Genomic DNA, 17,705 nt, shown 5'->3' on the forward strand with positions numbered 1-17,705 from the left:
GTGGTGGCGCGAAAGTGGCGCCCAAGCGCGTGGCATCCTCGCCGGTGCTGCGGGACAGATGGGCAGCGCTTGCGCTCAGCCCCCGTCCCCGGTGTCCAGCAGCGCTTGCAGTTCCACCTTGCGCACCTTGCCGGTGGCGGTCAGCGGAAACTCGGCCAGGATGCGGATCTCGGGCACCTTGTAGACCGCCATCTGCTCGCGGCACCAGGCATGCAACGCGTCGGCGCTGGTGCCGTCGGCATGCTCGGGGCGCAGGCGGATAAAGGCCACCGGCACCTGGCCCTTGTCGGGGTCCGGGCGGCCGACCACGGCCGAGCCCAGCACCGCCGGGTGGCGCGACAGCAGCACTTCCAGCTCGGACGGGAACACGCTCATGCCGCGCACCTTCAGCATTTCCTTGCGCCGGCCCAGGAAATGCAGGTAGCCGGCCTCGTCATACGCGCCGATATCGCCGGTGCGGAACCAGCCGTCGCGGAACACCTCGGCGTCGACGTCGGGACGGCCCCAGTAGCCCTTGAACAGCGACGGCGTGCTGACCACGATCTCGCCTTCTGCGCCGACCGGCAGCACCGCGCCGGTGTCGAAGTCGCAGATCTTGATGCGCGTGCCCGGCACCGGCAGGCCGACGAAGACCGGGCGGCCGCGCAGGTCCATGTCGTCGGCCTGCATGCCGGTGGTGAAGGTGTCGCTGGTATGGGTCTCGGTCATGCCCCACGCGCCTTCGGCAATGATGCTGCCGGTCAGCGCGTGCCAGCGCTGGCGGATGTCGGGTGTGATCTTGCGGATGAACGAGGCGGCGCGCGTATGCTGCAGCGAGCGCAGGTCGTAGCGGCCGCACTCGGGGTGGTTCATCAGCTCGACCGCGTTGTCGACCACCACGAAGGTGCGGTTGACGCGGTAGCGCTCGATCGCGGCCATCACCGCGACCGGGTCCCAGCGCGCCAGCAGCACCACGGTCGCGCCGCTGAAGATCGGGTAGATCAGGCCCAGGTTCTCGCCCGCGATCCAGAACATCGGCAGGAAGTTCAGCATCACGTCGTCGGAGCCCTCGGCCAGGCGCGCGGCGTCGACGCCGCCGGTCAGCGCATACGAGGCCGCGGCGGTGTACAGCATGTCGCGCTGCGTGTGCATGCAGCCCTTGGGCAGGCCGGTGGTGCCGCCGGTGTAGTTCAGCGCGGCCAGCGCGTCCAGGTCGACCGGCGGCAGCGCCACCGGCGCAGTCTCGCGCAGCGCCTGCAGCAGGTCGATGGCGCCATCGACGGCCAGCGCGGGGGCATCCAGCCCGGCCGGCAGCGGCAGCTCGGGCTGCGCCGGCAGCATGGCGCCGGCGCTGGTGGTGTAGACCGTCCGCAGCGCGGTCTGCGCGCGCACCGACATCAGCAGCGGCGCCAGCTGGTCCTGCACGATGATGGTGGTGGCGCCCGCATCGTTGAGCTCATACACCAGCTCCTGCTCCTTGAAGAGCGGGTTGACCGGCACGTACACCGCGCCCAGCTTCAGGATGGCGTAGAACACCACGTGGAATTGCGGGCAGTTGCCCATCATCACCGCGACCCGGTCGCCCGCGCCGACGCCGCGGCCCTTGAGCAGCGCGGCGCAGCGCTCGGACAGGTCGTCGAGTTCGGCATAGGTGACGGTGGTGCCGTACCAGACCAGCGCCGCATGGCGCGGGCGCTTGCGCGCCCACGCGCGCAGGTAGTCGCCCAGCGGGGCCTCGCCATGCGGATACACCGGTGCGTCGGGCAGGCCGGCGGGCCAGATCTTGCGATGCCGGGCTTCCAGGTCGGCGAAGAACGCCTGTTCGTCCATGTGCTGTCTCCTCTTGCTGTCGCTCTGGTGGTGCCCGCCGCCGCGCCTACCAGGCGTCGACGAAGGGGCGTATCGGCCGCTGGGCACGCTGTGGGTCGGCGGCGCCCGCGTCGAGGCCGCTGACCAGCCACTGCCGCGTGGCGGCGGGATCGATCACCGCATCGAGCTCCAGTGCCGCCGCGGCGTTGATGGCATGGCCGCGTTCGTACATCTGCGCCACCAGCTGCTGGTACAGCGCATCGCGCTGCGGCCCCGCCGGCAGCGCTTCCAGCTCCTTGCGGAAGCCGAGCCGCACCGCGCCTTCGAGCCCCATGCCGCCGAACTCGCCGGTCGGCCACGACACCGTGAAGCTGGGCGCGCGGAAGCCGCCCGCGGCCATCGCCATCGCGCCCAGGCCATAGCCCTTGCGCAGCACCACCGCCAGGAACGGCACGCGCAGCTTGGCGCCGACCACGAACATGCGCGACACGTGCCGCACCTGGGCGCGGGCCTCGACCTCGGGCCCGACCATGAAGCCCGGCGTGTCGATCAGCGACACGATCGGCAGTCCGTGCGCGTTGCACACCTGCATGAAGCGCGCGGCCTTGTCGGCGGCGTCGGCGTCGATGGCGCCGCCGAGGTGGCGCGGATTGTTGGCGAGGATGCCCACCGGCCGGCCTTCGATGCGCGCCAGCGCGGTATGGATGCCGGTGCCGAAGCCCGCGCGCAGCTCCAGCACGCTGCCGACGTCGGCCAGCCCGTCGATGGCGGCACGGGTGTCGTACACGCGCAGGCGGTTCTCGGGCACCACATGGCGCAGCGCCAGCGGGTCGGGCGCCTGCCAAGTTTCGAGCCGGCCCTGGAACATCGACAGGTAGTGCCTGGCGGCGGCCACCGCCGCGGCTTCGTCGTCGACCAGCAGGTCGGCTACGCCGTTGTGGTATTGCACCGCGGCCGGGCCGATGTCCTCGGGCCGGAACACGCCCAGGCCGCCGCCTTCGATCATGGCGGGACCTGCCATGCCGATGTTGGCGTTGCGCGTGGCGACGATCAGGTCGCAGCAGCCCAGCAGCGCGGCATTGCCGGCGAAGCAGCGCCCGGAGGCGATGCCGACCACCGGCACTTCGCCGCTCAGCTCGGCGAAGGCGCCGAACGACGGCTGGTAGAGGCCGGCCACGGTGGGGAAGTCGACATCGCCCGGGCGCCCGCCGCCGCCTTCGGCAAAGATCACCGTGGGCAGGCGGTTGCGCAGCGCCACCTCCAGGATGCGGTCGGTCTTGGTGTGGTTGCGCTTGCCCTGGGTGCCGGCCAGCACCGTGGCGTCGTAGGCCAGCACCGCGCAGCGCGCGCGTTCGGGCGCGAACAGGCCGCCGTTGATGGTGCCGGTGCCGGTGATCAGGCCGTCAGCGGGGGTGTTGGCAATCAGGTCGGCCTCGCTGCGCCGGCTCGCCTGCGCCGCCAGTGCCAGCCCGCCGTATTCGCGGAAGCTGCCGGCATCGCACAGGTCGTCGACATTCTCGCGCGCGGTGCGCTGGCCGCGCGCATGGCGGCGCGCCACCGCCTCCGGGCGGGCCGCGTCGTACAGGAAGGCATGTCGATCGAGCACGCGCTGCAGGTCGGGGCGGATCGCCGCGGGGTCGGCGCATTCGGCGTCGGCGCCGGCATGCGCGCCGGCGTCGGCGGGCTCCAGCACCAGCATGACCTGGCCTTCGGCCACCTGCTCGCCGGAGGCGGTGCGCAGGTCGATCACGCGTCCGGCCTGCTCGGCCACGATGGCATGTTCCATCTTCATCGCATCGAGCACCGCCACGGTCTGGCCGGCCTTGACCACGTCGTTCTCGCGCGCAAGTTCGATCACGCGGCCGTTCATCGGCGCGCGCACCGCGCACAGGCCTTCGCCCAGTTGCTCTTCGAAGCTGGCGCTGCTCGACGTGGCCGCCACCGGCGCCGCGGCGGCACCCGCCAGCGCGTGCCTTGCCGCGTGCTGCGCGCCGATCTGCGCGGCGCGTTCCAGCAGCGCGGGCAGCGCCGTCTCCATGTAGCGGGTATGCACCTGCTGGCTGGCAAAGTCATCGCGCTCGGCCAGCGCGCGCAGCAGGTCCAGGTTGGTGGCGATGCCGGCGATATTGAACTCGGCCAGCGCGCGCTGCAGGCGCCGCACCGCGTCGGCGAAGTGGTCGCTGGCCGAGGTGACGATCAGCTTGGCCAGCAGCGTGTCGTAATGCGCGGACGGGGCATAGCCGGTATAGCCATGGGTGTCGACGCGCACGTCCGGCCCGGTGGGCGGATCGAAGCGCTCCAGCCGGCCCTGCGCCGGCCGCGCCAGCCCTTGCGGGTCGGTCGCTTCCGCGTTGACGCGCACCTGGATCGCGTAGCCGCGCACGTGCGGCGGATGTTGCGGGTCCAGCCCCAGTTCGGGCAGGCGCCGGCCCCGGGCCAGTCCCAGCTGGACCGCTACCAGGTCGATCCCGGTGACCTGCTCGGTGACGGTGTGCTCCACTTGCAGGCGCGGGTTAGCCTCGATAAAGACGAAGGGCAGGGTCGCGCCGTCGCGGCCGGCGCCGTCCTCGGGCTCTTCGACCAGGAACTCGAACGTGCCCAGGCTGCGGTAGCGCGCCTCGCGCGCCAGCGTGCAGGCGGCATCGACGATGCGCTGGCGCAGCGCGGCATCGAGCGCCGGGCTGGGCGCGATCTCCACCACCTTCTGGAAGCGGCGCTGCAGCGTGCAGTCGCGCTCGCCCAGCGCGATCACGCTGTCGCCGTCGCCGGCGATCTGCACTTCGATATGGCGCGCACGGGCGACCAGCCGCTCGGCGTAGAGGGCGTCAACACCGAACGCGGAGCGGGCTTCGGAGCGGCAGCGCGCATAGGCTTCAGGCAGGGCGTCGCGTTCGCGCACCACGCGCATGCCGCGCCCGCCGCCGCCGCCCACGGCCTTGAGCACCACGCCGGCGCCGTCCTGCTCGTCGAAGAAGGCCGTCACCGCATCGAGCGTGGCCCCGCCCGGCGTGGCCGGCATCACCGGCACGCCGCAGCGGGCAGCCAGCGCCAGTGCGCGGCCCTTGTCGCCGAACAGGGCGAGGTGTTCGGGCCCGGGTCCCACGAAGACGATCTGCGCCGCCGCGCAGGCGCTGGCGAAATCGGCGCGCTCGCTCAGAAAACCGTAGCCGGGGTGGATGGCATCGCAGCCGGTGGCTCGCGCCGCGGCGAGGATGGCGTCGATGTCGAGATAGGCCGCCGCACCTTCGCCCTGCAGGGCGACGGCTTCGTCGGCGAGCAGGCGGTGCCGGCTGCCGGCGTCGTCGGTGGCGTAGACGGCCACGGTGGCGATGCCGAGATCGCGGGCGGCGCGCTGCACGCGCAACGCGATCTCGCCGCGATTGGCGATCAGGAGCTTCTTCACAAATGTCCCCTTCCATGCGAAGCGGCGGCACAGGATTACGCAAGCGCGCGAGCACGCAAGCGCGCAAACGGGTTGCGCTGCCGGCTTCTTGTTTTTGTGGTTTGTGATTCTGCGAGGTGGAATCTACGCGGCCAGCCAGGGGGTCACAAGCGCGATGCGCCGGAACCATGTATGACATGCCGCGTGTGCATAGAGCCGGGGAGAGGGAGGGGATTTGCCGCTGTTTTGTTCTGCATTGCAGAATTCAGCCGGCTGTGGCGGGCGAGATGTCTCGCCCCCGGGGGTGCGGCGGCGATGCGCCGCCGAAGGAAACCGCGTCACGGGCGTGCCGCGGGATGCAACCCTCTCCCGCGTATCGGGAGAGGGAACACCGATACCGGACGATCAGCCGATGCGCATGCCCGGCACCGCGCCGCTGTGCGGCTCGAGGATGTACAGGCCGGGCGCGGCCTTTTCATCCGCGGCCGAGGCCGCCAGCACCATGCCTTCGGACACGCCGAACTTCATCTTGCGCGGCGCCAGGTTCGCCACCACAACGGTCAGCTTGCCCACCAGCTGCTCGGGCGTGTAGGCCGACTGGATGCCGGAGAACACGTTGCGGGTGCGGCCTTCGCCGAGGTCCAGCGTCAGCTGCAGCAGCTTGTTCGAGCCTTCCACCTTCTGGCATTCGACGATCTTTGCCACGCGCAGGTCGATCTTGGCGAAGTCATCGATGGTGATGGTGTCGGCGATCGGCTCGATCGCGGCTGCGTTGGCGTTGGTGGCCGGCGCCGCGGTCGCCTGCAGCGATTCGCGGTTGGCGGCCAGCAGCGCGTCGACCTGCTTGGCATCGACGCGCGTCATCAGGTGCTGGTAGGGCTGCACCGGGCTGGCGGCCGACAGCTGCTGGTCGACGGCACGCCAGTCCAGCGGCGCGACGTTGAGGAAGCGCTCGACGCCGGCGGCCACGTTGGGCACCACCGGCTTCAGGTAGATGGTCAGCAGGCGGAACGCTTCCAGCGAGACCGAGCACGCCGCATGCAGCGCGGCGCGCTTGCCGTCGTCCTTGGCCAGCTCCCACGGCTTCTCGGTGTCGACGAAGGCGTTGACGGCATCGGTCAGTTCCATCACCAGGCGCAGCGCCTTGCTGTACTCGCGGCTTTCATACAGGTGCGCCACCTGCGGCGCGGCCTGGCGCAGCTGCTCCAGCAGCGGATGGGCCAGCGCGGCTTCGTCGACCTTGCCGTCGAAGCGCTTGACCAGGAAGCCCGCGGCGCGGCTGGCGATGTTGACGTACTTGCCGATCAGGTCGCTGTTCACGCGCGCGATGAAGTCGTCGAGGTTCAGGTCGAGATCTTCCATGCTGGCGTTGAGCTTGGCGGCGAAGTAATAGCGCAGCCACTCCGGGTTCATGCCGGTGTCGATATAGCTCTGCGCGGTGATGAAGGTGCCGCGCGACTTGCTCATCTTGGCGCCGTCGACGGTCAGGAAGCCGTGGGCGAAGACATTGGTCGGGGTGCGGTAGCCCGAGAAGCGCAGCATCGCCGGCCAGAACAGCGTGTGGAAGTACAGGATGTCCTTGCCGATGAAGTGGTACTGCTCGGCGGTCGAGTGCGGGCCGACCCAGGCGTCGAAATCGATGCCGCGCTGCTGCGCCAGGTTCTTGAAGCTGGCGTAGTAGCCGATCGGCGCGTCCAGCCACACGTAGAAATACTTGCCGGGCGCGCCGGGGATCTCGAAGCCGAAGTAGGGCGCATCGCGCGAGATGTCCCAGTCGGACAGGGTCGAGGCCTCGCCCTCGGCGCCCAGCCATTCCTGCATCTTGTTGGCGGCTTCGGGCTGCGCCAGGTCGGCCACCCACTCGCGCAGGAAGCTTTCGCAGCGCGGATCGGACAGCTTGAAGAAGTAGTGGGCCGACGACTTGCGCACCGGCGTGGCGCCCGATACCACCGAGTAGGGGTTCTTCAGGTCGGTCGGCACGTAGGTGGTGCCGCACACCTCGCAGGAATCGCCGTACTGGTCCTTGGCGCCGCACTTCGGGCACTCGCCCTTGATGAAGCGGTCGGGCAGGAACATGTTCTTGACCGGGTCGTAGAACTGCTCGACCTCGCGCTCGGCGATCAGGTCCTCGGCCTTCAGGGCCAGGTAGATCTTTTCGCACAGCTCGCGGTTTTCCTCGGCGTCGGTGCTGTAGTAGTTGTCGAACGACACCAGGAAGCTGTCGAAATCGCGCTTGTGCTCGGTCCAGACGCGGTCGATCAGCGCCTTGGGCGTGATGCCTTCCTTCTCGGCGCGCAGCATGACCGGGGTGCCGTGGGTGTCGTCGGCGCCGACGTAGTAGACCTCGTTGCCCATCATGCGCTGGAACCGCACCCAGATATCGGTCTGGATGTACTCCACCAGGTGGCCGATATGGATCTGGCCGTTGGCGTAGGGCAGGGCGGATGTGACGAGGATGCGACGTGCGGTCATAAACAGGAGCCGGTCAGGAGCGGGGGAAATCGAGGGGGTCGGCGCCAGCCAGGACGGGCGGGCGCGTGCCGGGAAGGGGCTATTTTAACAACTGGCCGGCCGCCGCGCGGCGGTTCCGCATCGCGGAATAGGCGGGGCGCCGAATCCGCGCGGGCAAAAAAAAGCGCCGGTCAGTGCCGGCGCAGCTTTCCACAACGGAAAAGGAGGAGAAATCAGGTACCGCCCGGGAGGTCAGCCACCCATCGCGAGCCAGCAACGGTGGCAAGCGGCACCTGTTTCTATGACAGGGTCAGCCTTGAATTGGTTTCAAAAAAATTTCGACGCGGCGATTTTGTGCCCGTCCGGCCTCGGTCCCGTTGTCTGCGACCGGCTGGCTCTGGCCGCGGCCTTCGGCGCTCAGGCGGTTGCGTGCGACGCCGCGATCACCCAGGTAACCCGCCACGCTCTGGGCGCGGCGCTGCGACAGCTGCATGTTGTAGTTGGAGTTGCCGGTGCTGTCGGTATGGCCGACGACGTTGGCGCTGACGTCCTGGTGCTGGCCCAGCGTCTGCGCGACCTGGTCGAGCACCGAGCGGAACGACGGCTTGATGGTGGCGCTGTCGGTGTCGAAAGTGACCTGGCTCGGGATGTTGACCTTCAGCGAGCCGTCCGGCTGCTCGGTGATCTGGGTGCCTGTGCCCGCGGTGTCCTTGTTCAGCTTGCCGCGGATCGCGTTCCAGTTGTAGCCGGTCGCGCCGCCGATGGCGCCACCGACGGCCGCGCCCACCAGCGTGCCGGTGGTGTTGCCGCCAATCAGGTTGCCAAGCCCCGCGCCGACCGCGGCCCCGACGCCGGTACCAACCGCCGTGTGGGTTTGCTGTTCGGTGGCGCAGCCGGCGGCCAGCAGCGTGGCGGCGGCGAGCGAAACGGTAACGAGCTTGATCTTCATGCTTTCTCCTTCTGATGTTCCCGTAAATGTTCTTGGTACCGCGTCGCGATGGTAACGCCAAGGCAAGCGGCAGGTAACCCATTGTGCGCGTCGGTCAGGCCGGGCGCGGCACCGCTCGCGGTGTCGGCATGCCGGGCCGCCCAACCGCACTACAATATGGATATGGCGGCGCGCGCACAAGTGCAAGCTTGTGAGATTTGTAATTGTCTGTAATCCCCCACCCGATAGAGGGGATTGCACGCGGACTTCCGGCGTTCATGGCCGGTGCTGCATACTTTGATACATTAGGCGCAGGCCATCATGCGCCCGTTCCCCACTATCCAAGCGGAGTTTGTCTTGAGCCTCAGCACTGAGCAGGTTACCGAAGCCCTGCGCACCGTCATCGATCCCAATACGGGCAAGGACCTGGTGTCCACCCGCTCGGCCAGGAACATCCGCATCGATGGCGGCGAGGTATCGCTGGAGGTGGAACTCGGCTATCCCGCGAAGAGCCAGTTCGATCCGATCCGCAAGCTGGTGGTGGCCGCGGTGCGGCAGGTGCCGGGCGTGACCAATGTCAGCGTGGCAGTGAGCATGAAGATCGTCGCCCACGCGGTGCAGCGCGGTGTCAAGCTGCTGCCGGGCGTGAAGAACGTGATAGCGGTGGCGTCGGGCAAGGGCGGCGTGGGCAAGTCGACCACGGCCGTGAACCTGGCGCTGGCGCTGGCTGCCGAAGGCGCGCGCGTGGGCATGCTCGACGCGGATATCTACGGCCCCAGCCTGCCGATGATGCTGGGCATCGACGGCCGGCCGGAATCCGCCGACGGCCAGACCATGGAGCCGCTGGAGGGCCACGGCCTGCAGGCCAATTCGATCGGCTTCCTGATCGAGCAGGACAACCCCATGGTGTGGCGCGGCCCGATGGTTACCTCGGCGCTGGAGCAGCTGCTGCGCCAGACCAACTGGCACGACCTGGATTACCTGATCGTCGACATGCCGCCGGGCACCGGCGACGTGCAGCTGACGCTGTCGCAGAAGGTCCCGGTCACCGGTGCCGTGATCGTGACCACGCCGCAGGACATCGCGCTGCTGGACGCCAAGAAGGGCCTGAAGATGTTCGAGAAGGTGGGCATTCCCATCCTGGGCATCGTCGAGAACATGGCAGTCTATTGCTGCCCGAATTGCGGCCATGTCGAGCATATCTTCGGACACGGCGGCGGCGAGAAGATGTGCGCCGACTACGGCGTCGACCTGCTCGGCAGCCTGCCGCTGAACCTGAGCATCCGCGAGCAGGCCGATTCCGGCCGCCCCACCGTGGTGGCCGAGCCGGACAGCCCGGTGGCCGAGATGTACCGCGCGATCGCGCGCAAGGTCGCGATCAAGGTCGCCGACAAGGCGCGCGACATGACCAGCAAGTTCCCCAGCATCGTCGTGCAGAACACCTGAGCGCTCCGCCTGCCGCCATGGACAGCCAGCCCACCGCCAACCCGCCGCCGCCCGGCGCCCGCCCCGCCGTCACCATGGCCGTGGTGATGCGCAAGGTGGCGCTGGCCAACCGCTGGCAGCCCTGGAAATGGCAGCTGGACGCGGTGCTGCCCGACCTGGGCGAGTTCGGCACGCAGCCGGTGTGCCTGGAGCACGATGCCCACGGCGCGCGCTGGCTGTACCCGGGCTACGAGGTGGAGCTGTTCCGCGACCAGGGCGAGGGCTACTACCTGAACCTGACCTCGGCCACGCCGTGCTGGTTCGTGATGTGGCGCATGCCCGAAGACGAGGGCGAGGGTGACGAGGCGCATCCGGTGCCGGTCACCGTGGCGCTGTCGTACAACGAGGCCGGCCGCTGGCTGGATGCCGGCGAGACCGTCGAGAACGTGCCGCTGGCGCCGGAGCAGCGCGACTGGCTGCAGGCCTACGTCAACGAACATTACCGGCCCGAGCCCAAGCAGCGGCGCCGGCCCGAATCTTTCAAGGCGCCGGACCAGCGCGCCCGCTACTGACTTCTGACACCACCGAGACACGGTACCGCCCATGAGCGAATCGTCCTTCCTGTCGCGCTGGTCGCGCCGCAAGGCCGCGGTGCGCGAGGGCGTGGCCGTGCCCGCAGAACCGCTGCAGCCGCCGCAGCCGGCGGTGCCCGCGGCCGAGGCAGTCCCTGCGACCGTCCCGGCCGCCCCCGAGGCGCCGCAGAGTCCGCCGCCGACGCTGGCCGACGTCGCGGCGCTGCGGCCCGGTGACGAGATCGCCCGCTTCGTTGCGCGCGGCGTGGACGAAGCGGTCAAGCGCGCCGCGCTGAAGACATTGTTTGCCGATCCGCACTTCAATGTGATGGACGGGCTCGATATCTATATCGACGATTACAGCAAGCCGGACCCGATTCCGCCCGAGATCCTGCGCCAGTTGCGCCAGGCGGAGACGCTGGGACTGTTCGAGCCGACCGACGAGGAACGCGCCGCGGCCGAAGCCGCGGCCCGGCTGTCGGAGCCGGAACAGGTACCGCCGGCAGCGCACGCTGACGCAAAGCAGGAACCGCATCAGGCGGGCGCAGCCCCCGGCGAAGACGCCGGCGCGCCGCTGGTGCAGGCCGATGCACCGGCAGGCGCCGAAACGCCGCCGCCGCACGCCGGTCAAAGCGAACAACAGGGCCAGCAAGACCCGCTGCAAGACCCGCCGCAAGGTCCGCATAAACGCGCGTAGCCCCCGGCGGCAGCGCAGCCTACAATAGGCTTCCCCACAATCCGCCGGCCCGCAGACCCCCGCCAAGAAGGGACGTCCGGGCCGGTCAGCCGCACTCGCCATGCCGACGCTGATCTGCAATTGCAACGACACCATGCCGCTGGACGGGGCGGCATTGTCAGACGCAACCCGCGACGCCAGCCAGGGACCGCTCAAGGTCCATCGACTGCTGTGCCGGCGCGAAATCGGTGACTTCACCGCCGCGCTGGACGGCACCGACGACGTGATCGTCGCCTGCACGCAAGAACGCCAGCTCTTTACCGAGGTGGCCGCGCAAGCCGCGCAGGGCCGCGATGGCCAGGCGGTGGTGACCGCGCCGGTGCGCTTCGTCAATATCCGCGAGACCGGCGGCTGGTCACAGGGTGCCCGGCGCGACCCCAGGACCGCCAACGCCAAGATCGCCGCGCTGCTGGCCGTGGCCGCGCTGCCCGAACCCGAGCCGGTGCCGGTGGTGGACTACCGCAGCGACGGCACGGTGCTGGTGCTGGGCCCGGCCGCGCGCGCGCTGCCGTGGGCCGAGCGGCTGGCGGCGATGCAGCTGGAAGTCACGGTGCTGCTGACCGGCGGCGACCCGCGCGATGGCACCGCCGCGCAGCCCGCGGCGCGCGCCTATCCCGTGCACAGCGGCCAGCTGGCCGCGCTGACCGGCTGGCTCGGCGCCTTCGAGGCCAGCTGGGAGACCGGCGCGGGCCGCAGCAACCCGATCGACCTGGACCTGTGCACGCGCTGCAATGCCTGCATCGATGCCTGCCCCGAAGACGCGATCGACTTCAGCTACCAGATCGACCTGTCACGCTGCCGCGCGCATCGCGATTGCGTGCGCGCCTGCGGCGCCGCCGCGGCGATCGACTTCGACCGTCCGCCGGGCACCGGCACGGGCCGCTTCGACCTGGTCTTCGACCTGTGCGACACGCCCGCCTTCACCATGCACCAGCCGCCGCAGGGCTACCTGCATGCCGGCGCCGACCCGGTCCGCCAGCAGGCCCAGGCGCTGCTGCTGGCCGGACTGGTGGGCGAGTTCGAGAAGCCCAAGTTCTTCCGCTACAAGGAAAGCCTGTGCGCGCACGGCCGCAACCAGACCACCGGCTGCACCGCCTGCATCGATATCTGCTCGACGCAGGCCATCGCTTCGCGCTGGCATGACGGCAAGGGCCGCATCGAGGTCACGCCCAACCTGTGCATGGGCTGCGGCGCCTGCACCACGGTTTGCCCCAGCGGCGCCATCAGCTACGGTTATCCCGGCCCGGAGACGACCGGCGCGCGCCTGCGCACGCTGTTGTCCGCCTATCGGCAGGCCGGCGCGCGCGATCCGGTGGTGCTGCTGCACGGCGAGGAATCCGGCACGCCCGCGCTGCTGGCTTTGGGCCGCGCCGCCCGCGGCGGCAAGGCGCGGGGTGTGCCCGCGCAGGTCATGCCGCTGTCGCTGTTCCATCCGGCCTCGGTGGGGCTGGAGCTGTGGCTGGCCGCGCTGTGCTGGGGCGCCAGCCGCGTCGCCGTGCTGCTGACCGGCGACGAGGCCCCGCAATACCGCACCGCGCTGCTGGAGCAGATGGCGGTCGGGCGCGCGCTGCTGTCGGGCCTGGGCTATGACGGCGAGGCGCTGTCGCTGGTCGAGGCCGCCGATACCGAAGCGCTCGATGCCCGCCTGGCGGCGCTGCGCCCGGCGCGCAACGCGCTGCCGCCCGCGGCCTTCGGCCCGGTCGCGGCCAAGCGCGAGCTGCTCGACTTCGCGCTCGACCACCTGGTGCGCCATGCGCCGTCGCCGGCGCAGAGCGTGCCGCTGCCGGCGGGCGCGCCCATCGGCGCCATCGCCGTGGATACCGGCAAGTGCACCTTGTGCCTGGCCTGCGTCGGCGCGTGCCCGTCGCAGGCGCTGCGCGACAACCCCGAGCGTCCCGTGCTCAGCTTCATCGAGCGCAACTGCGTGCAGTGCGGGTTGTGCGAGAAGACCTGCCCCGAGGACGCCATTGCCCTGGTGCCGCGCCTGCTGGCCGGCGACGCGGCCCGGCGCCCGGTCACGCTCAACGAGGCCCAGCCGTTCCATTGCGTGCGCTGCGCCAAGCCGTTCGGCACGGCGCAGATGGTCGAGTCGATGCTGGTGCGCCTGGCCGGCCATCCGGCCTTTGCCGGCGCCGCCGCGGAGCGCCTCAGGATGTGCCCCGACTGCCGCGTGGTGGACATGATGGAACGCGACCCCGGCGCCATCACCGGCGCCACCCTGCGCTGAGACCCGGCCCGGGCCACCGGGCACAATTCATCACGACATGACAGATTTCCAGCCGATCCAGCTCACCGCCGCACCGCCCGCCGACCTCGCGGACAGCGAAGACACCGCCCGCGCCGACCTGTACGGCCTGCTGGCCACGCTGTTCTACCGCGCCCCGGACGCGGCCTTGCTGCATCACATCGCGGCCAATCGGGCCGTGGGCGAAGACGCGCAGACCGTGCTGGGCAAGGCGTGGAATGCGTTGTGCGACGCAGCATCCGAAACCACCGCGGCCGAGGCCGAGGAGGAGTACCGGCAACTGTTCGTCGGCGTGGGCCGCCAGGACGTGTTCCTCTACGGCTCCTTCTATATGACGGGCTTCCTCAACGAGCGCCCGCTGGTGGCGCTGCGCGAAGACCTGGCCCGCTACGGGCTGGAGCGCCACGAAGGCGTCAGCGAGACCGAGGACCACATCGCCACGCTGTGCGAGGTGATGCGCTTCCTGGTGGCGGGTGACGACCTGTCGGTGTCCAACCTGGGCGAGCAGCAGCGCTTCTATGCGAAGCATTTGCAGCCCTGGATCGAGCCCTTGTGCGAGGCAGTGGCGGCGCACCCGCAGGCGCGCTTCTATCGCAGCGTGGCGGGACTGCTTGGGACCTTTGCCGGTGTCGAGGCGGTGGCGCTGGAAATGACCTGAGCGGATCCGGGCGCGGGACCGATGCGGCGCAAGGCGCAGGTCCGGACCGGCTGCCTAGCTCAAATGGGAGCAGAAGGTAAGGAAAAACCCGTGCTTGTCATGGTCTTTCCTTCCAGTTGAATCTAGAATATGCATAACAACGCATAACGGCACAACCATCGGGCTTTGACAACCGAGGAGCCCCCACATGAGAGAAAAGCCAACCAGGGTCGGGCGCCGCACGTTTCTCGCGGGCGCCGGAGTTGTGGCCGCCGCCACGGGTGCGGCAGCGCTGAGCGCGCGCGCCCCCGTCGTGCCGGGCCAGGCTGCAGCCCTGCCGGAACCCGCCGATCCTCCGTCGGACAGCAAGGGTTACCGGGTCTCCGACCACATCCGCAAGTATTACCGGACCACGCTGGTGTAACTGCCACGGCGGCGTGGTCTGGCGCGCCGCCCGCAACCGGACGCTACCCAATCGTCCGTTTCTGAGGTGAGACATGATCTTGACCCGCAAACGCGCGGCGCAGGGCGCATCCGCCCGCCTCGCTGATGGCCTCGCCAATCGGCCCGCAGCCGATGGCGCAAGCTCCGGCCGGCTCTCCCAACGACTCGCGGCCAGCCTGGCCGGCGCCATGCCGACCATGGACCGCCGCGGCTTCCTCAAGCGCTCCGGCATCGGGGTCGGCGCCGGCCTCGCGGCCGGGCAGCTGACGCTGCTGCGCAAGGCCGACGCCGCCGACGACAAGAAGGCGGCCGCCGGTGACGGCAAGACCGGCATCGTGGTCCGGCGTACCGTGTGCGGCCACTGCTCGGTCGGCTGCGCAGTCGACGCGGTGGTGCAGAACGGCGTGTGGATCCGCCAGGAACCGGTGTTCGATTCGCCCCTGAACATGGGCGCGCACTGTGCCAAGGGTGCGGCGCTGCGCGAGCACGGCCACGGCGAATACCGGCTCAAGTACCCGATGAAGCTGGTCAACGGCAAGTACCAGCGCATCGGCTGGGACCAGGCGCTCGACGAGATCACCGCGAAGATGAAGGAGATCCGCCAGCAGAGCGGCCCGGATTCGATGTTCTTCGTCGGGTCTTCCAAGCACAGCAACGAGCAGTCCTACCTGATGCGCAAGTGGGTGTCGTTCTTCGGCACCAACAACACCGACCACCAGGCGCGCATCTGCCACTCCACCACGGTGGCGGGGGTGGCCAATACCTGGGGCTACGGTGCGATGACCAACTCGTACAACGATATGCAGAACGCCAAGGCGGCGCTGTATATCGGCTCCAACGCGGCCGAGGCGCACCCGGTGTCGATGCTGCACCTGCTGCATGCCAAGGAGAACGGCTGCAAGGTGATCGTGGTCGATCCGCGCTTCACGCGCACCGCGGCCAAGGCGCACCATTACGTGCGGATCCGCTCGGGCACCGATATCGCATTCCTGTTCGGCGTGCTGTACCACGTCTTCAAGAACGGCTGGGAAGACCAGAAGTACCTGAACGACCGTGTCTACGGCATGGACAAGGTCAAGGAAGAGGTGATGGCCAAGTGGACTCCCGACAAGGTCGAGGAAGTCACCGGCGTGCCCGAGGCGCAGGTCTACCTGGTGGCCGAGACCATGGCCAAGAATCGCCCCAGCACGCTGGTGTGGTGCATGGGCCAGACCCAGCACACCATCGGCAACGCGATCGTGCGCGCCTCGTGCCTGGTGCAGCTGGCGCTGGGCAATATCGGCGTGGCTGGCGGCGGCGCCAACATCTTCCGCGGCCACGACAATGTGCAGGGTGCCACCGACGTCGGCCCCAACCCTGACTCGCTGCCGGGCTACTACGGCCTGGCCACCGGTGCGTGGAAGCACTACGCGGCGGTCTGGGGCGTGGACTACGAATGGATCAAGAAGCAGTTCGTGTCGCAGGCGATGATGGAGAAGTCCGGCACCACGGTGTCGCGCTGGATCGATATCGTCACCGAGAAGAACGAGCTGATCGACCAGGACAACAACGTGCGCGGCGTGTTCTTCTGGGGCCATGCCCCGAACTCGCAGACGCGCGGCCTGGAAATGAAGAAGGCCCTCGACAAGCTCGACCTGCTGGTGGTGGTAGACCCGTATCCGTCGGCAACCGCGGCGATGGCCAACATGCCGCCGGCCGAGGGCGACAAGGTCAACCCCAACCGCGCGGTGTACCTGCTGCCCGCGGCGACGCAGTTCGAGACCTCGGGCTCGTGCACGGCCTCGAACCGCTCGCTGCAATGGCGCGAGAAGGTGATCGAGCCCCTGTTCGAGTCGATGCCCGACCAAACCATCATGCAGGCGTTCGCCGACAAGCTCGGCTTCGGCAAGGAGCTGTCGAAGAACTACAAGATGATCGAGGTCAAGCGAGCTGGCCGCACCTGGCTGGAGCCGGAGCCCGAATCGATCCTGCGCGAGATCAACGCCAGCAACTGGACCATCGGCTACACCGGCCAGTCGCCCGAACGGCTGAAGTCGCACATGCGCAATATGCAGATGTTCGACGTCAAGACGCTGCGCTGCAAGTCGGGCAAGGATCCGGTGACCGGCTACGACCTGACCGGCGACTACTTCGGGCTGCCGTGGCCGTGCTATGGCACGCCGGAACTGAAGCACCCCGGCTCGCCCAACCTGTACGACACCACCAAGCACGTGATGGACGGCGGCGGCAACTTCCGCGCCAACTTCGGCGTGGAGCGCGACGGCGTCAACCTGCTGGCCGAGGATGGCTCGCACTCGCTGGGCGCGGAGATCACCACCGGCTATCCCGAGTTCGACCACGTGCTGCTGAAGAAGCTGGGCTGGTGGGACGACCTGACCGATGCCGAGAAGGCCAAGGCCGAGGGCAAGAACTGGAAGACCGACCTCTCCGGCGGCATCCAGCGCGTGGTGCTGAAGAACCATGGCTGCCATCCGTTCGGCAACGCCAAGGCGCGCGCGGTGGTGTGGAACTTCCCGGATCCGATCCCGCAGCACCGCGAGCCGCTGTACTCCACGCGTCCCGACATGGTCGCGAAGTACCCGACCCATGACGACAAGATGGCGTTCTGGCGGCTGCCGACGCTGTACAAGTCCGTGCAGCAGCGCAATATCGAGAACAAGGTGGCCGAGAAGTTCCCGATCATCCTGACCTCCGGGCGGCTGGTCGAGTACGAGGGCGGGGGCGAGGAAACCCGTTCCAACCCGTGGCTGGCCGAACTGCAGCAGGAGAACTTCGTCGAGATCAACCCGCGCGCCGCGTCCGACCGCGGCATCCGCAACGGCGACTACTGCTGGGTCAAGACCCCCACCGGCGCCACGCTGAAGGTGCGCGCGCTGGTGACCGAGCGGGTCGGGCCCGATACCGCCTTCATCCCGTTCCACTTCTCGGGCTGGTGGCAGGGCAAGGACCTGAAGGACTACTACCCCGAAGGGGCGATGCCGGTGGTGCGTGGCGAAGCGGTCAATACCGCCACCACGTATGGCTATGACTCGGTGACCATGATGCAGGAAACCAAGACCACCATTTGCCAGATCGAGCGGTTTGCCTAAGCGCAGAG

General features: G+C 69.0%; 11 protein-coding genes. 7 read left to right on the forward strand and 4 right to left on the reverse strand.

What is annotated here, in order from left to right:
• Positions 1-75 precede the first annotated feature (75 nt).
• The 4 genes from FHX60_RS02015 to FHX60_RS02030 all read right to left on the reverse strand — a co-directional run bounded on the left by FHX60_RS02015 (position 76) and on the right by FHX60_RS02030 (position 8,570).
• Positions 76-1,809, reverse strand: a complete 1,734-nt coding sequence (locus tag FHX60_RS02015) for an AMP-binding protein (RefSeq protein ID WP_183282413.1) — start codon at positions 1,807-1,809, stop codon at positions 76-78.
• A gap of 46 nt (positions 1,810-1,855) precedes the next feature.
• Positions 1,856-5,191, reverse strand: a complete 3,336-nt coding sequence (locus FHX60_RS02020) for an acetyl-CoA carboxylase family protein (RefSeq protein ID WP_183282414.1) — start codon at positions 5,189-5,191, stop codon at positions 1,856-1,858.
• A 384-nt stretch (positions 5,192-5,575) separates the two neighbouring features.
• Positions 5,576-7,642 (reverse strand): methionine--tRNA ligase, encoded by a 2,067-nt coding sequence (gene metG / locus FHX60_RS02025; protein ID WP_112774393.1) that lies wholly within the window; start codon positions 7,640-7,642, stop codon positions 5,576-5,578.
• A gap of 289 nt (positions 7,643-7,931) precedes the next feature.
• On the reverse strand, positions 7,932-8,570 hold the full coding sequence (locus FHX60_RS02030; RefSeq protein ID WP_183282415.1) for a YiaD family glycine zipper/OmpA-like lipoprotein: 639 nt from the start codon (positions 8,568-8,570) through the stop codon (positions 7,932-7,934).
• Positions 8,571-8,906: 336 nt separating this feature from the next.
• On the opposite strand from FHX60_RS02030, the gene apbC reads away from it, so the two are divergent.
• The 7 genes from apbC to FHX60_RS02065 all read left to right on the forward strand — a co-directional run bounded on the left by apbC (position 8,907) and on the right by FHX60_RS02065 (position 17,697).
• Entirely contained in the window at positions 8,907-9,995 is a 1,089-nt protein-coding gene (apbC, locus tag FHX60_RS02035) for an iron-sulfur cluster carrier protein ApbC (RefSeq protein ID WP_112774395.1), read from the forward strand.
• A 17-nt stretch (positions 9,996-10,012) separates the two neighbouring features.
• Complete coding sequence (locus FHX60_RS02040; protein ID WP_183282416.1) at positions 10,013-10,546, forward strand: DUF3305 domain-containing protein; 534 nt, start codon at positions 10,013-10,015, stop codon at positions 10,544-10,546.
• 31 nt (positions 10,547-10,577) lie between these two features.
• Positions 10,578-11,243: a DUF3306 domain-containing protein gene (locus FHX60_RS02045; protein WP_183282417.1), complete on the forward strand. Its 666-nt coding sequence runs from the start codon at positions 10,578-10,580 to the stop codon at positions 11,241-11,243.
• 100 nt (positions 11,244-11,343) lie between these two features.
• A complete protein-coding gene (locus FHX60_RS02050; protein ID WP_183282418.1) occupies positions 11,344-13,509 on the forward strand; it encodes a 4Fe-4S binding protein in 2,166 nt (721 codons plus the stop codon).
• A 37-nt stretch (positions 13,510-13,546) separates the two neighbouring features.
• Positions 13,547-14,185 (forward strand): TorD/DmsD family molecular chaperone, encoded by a 639-nt coding sequence (locus FHX60_RS02055; RefSeq protein ID WP_112774399.1) that lies wholly within the window; start codon positions 13,547-13,549, stop codon positions 14,183-14,185.
• A 187-nt stretch (positions 14,186-14,372) separates the two neighbouring features.
• A complete protein-coding gene (locus FHX60_RS02060) occupies positions 14,373-14,588 on the forward strand; it encodes a formate dehydrogenase (RefSeq protein ID WP_112774400.1) in 216 nt (71 codons plus the stop codon).
• Between the two features lie 73 nt (positions 14,589-14,661).
• Entirely contained in the window at positions 14,662-17,697 is a 3,036-nt protein-coding gene (locus tag FHX60_RS02065) for a molybdopterin-dependent oxidoreductase (protein ID WP_183282419.1), read from the forward strand.
• Positions 17,698-17,705 lie beyond the last annotated feature (8 nt).

Origin of the sequence: Cupriavidus alkaliphilus (genome assembly GCF_014191175.1) — a bacterium.
GTDB lineage: Bacteria > Pseudomonadota > Gammaproteobacteria > Burkholderiales > Burkholderiaceae > Cupriavidus > Cupriavidus alkaliphilus.

What these genes read in the sequence shown, in the direction of transcription:
- FHX60_RS02065 (WP_183282419.1), top strand. Translation starts at nt 14,662, where the DNA reads ATGATCTTGACCCGCAAACGCGCGGCGCAGGGCGCATCCGCCCGCCTC.
- FHX60_RS02060 (WP_112774400.1), top strand. Translation starts at nt 14,373, where the DNA reads ATGAGAGAAAAGCCAACCAGGGTCGGGCGCCGCACGTTTCTCGCGGGC.
- FHX60_RS02030 (WP_183282415.1), bottom strand. Translation starts at nt 8,570, where the DNA reads ATGAAGATCAAGCTCGTTACCGTTTCGCTCGCCGCCGCCACGCTGCTG.
- FHX60_RS02040 (WP_183282416.1), top strand. Translation starts at nt 10,013, where the DNA reads ATGGACAGCCAGCCCACCGCCAACCCGCCGCCGCCCGGCGCCCGCCCC.
- FHX60_RS02050 (WP_183282418.1), top strand. Translation starts at nt 11,344, where the DNA reads ATGCCGACGCTGATCTGCAATTGCAACGACACCATGCCGCTGGACGGG.
- metG (WP_112774393.1), bottom strand. Translation starts at nt 7,642, where the DNA reads ATGACCGCACGTCGCATCCTCGTCACATCCGCCCTGCCCTACGCCAAC.
- FHX60_RS02045 (WP_183282417.1), top strand. Translation starts at nt 10,578, where the DNA reads ATGAGCGAATCGTCCTTCCTGTCGCGCTGGTCGCGCCGCAAGGCCGCG.
- FHX60_RS02015 (WP_183282413.1), bottom strand. Translation starts at nt 1,809, where the DNA reads ATGGACGAACAGGCGTTCTTCGCCGACCTGGAAGCCCGGCATCGCAAG.
- FHX60_RS02055 (WP_112774399.1), top strand. Translation starts at nt 13,547, where the DNA reads ATGACAGATTTCCAGCCGATCCAGCTCACCGCCGCACCGCCCGCCGAC.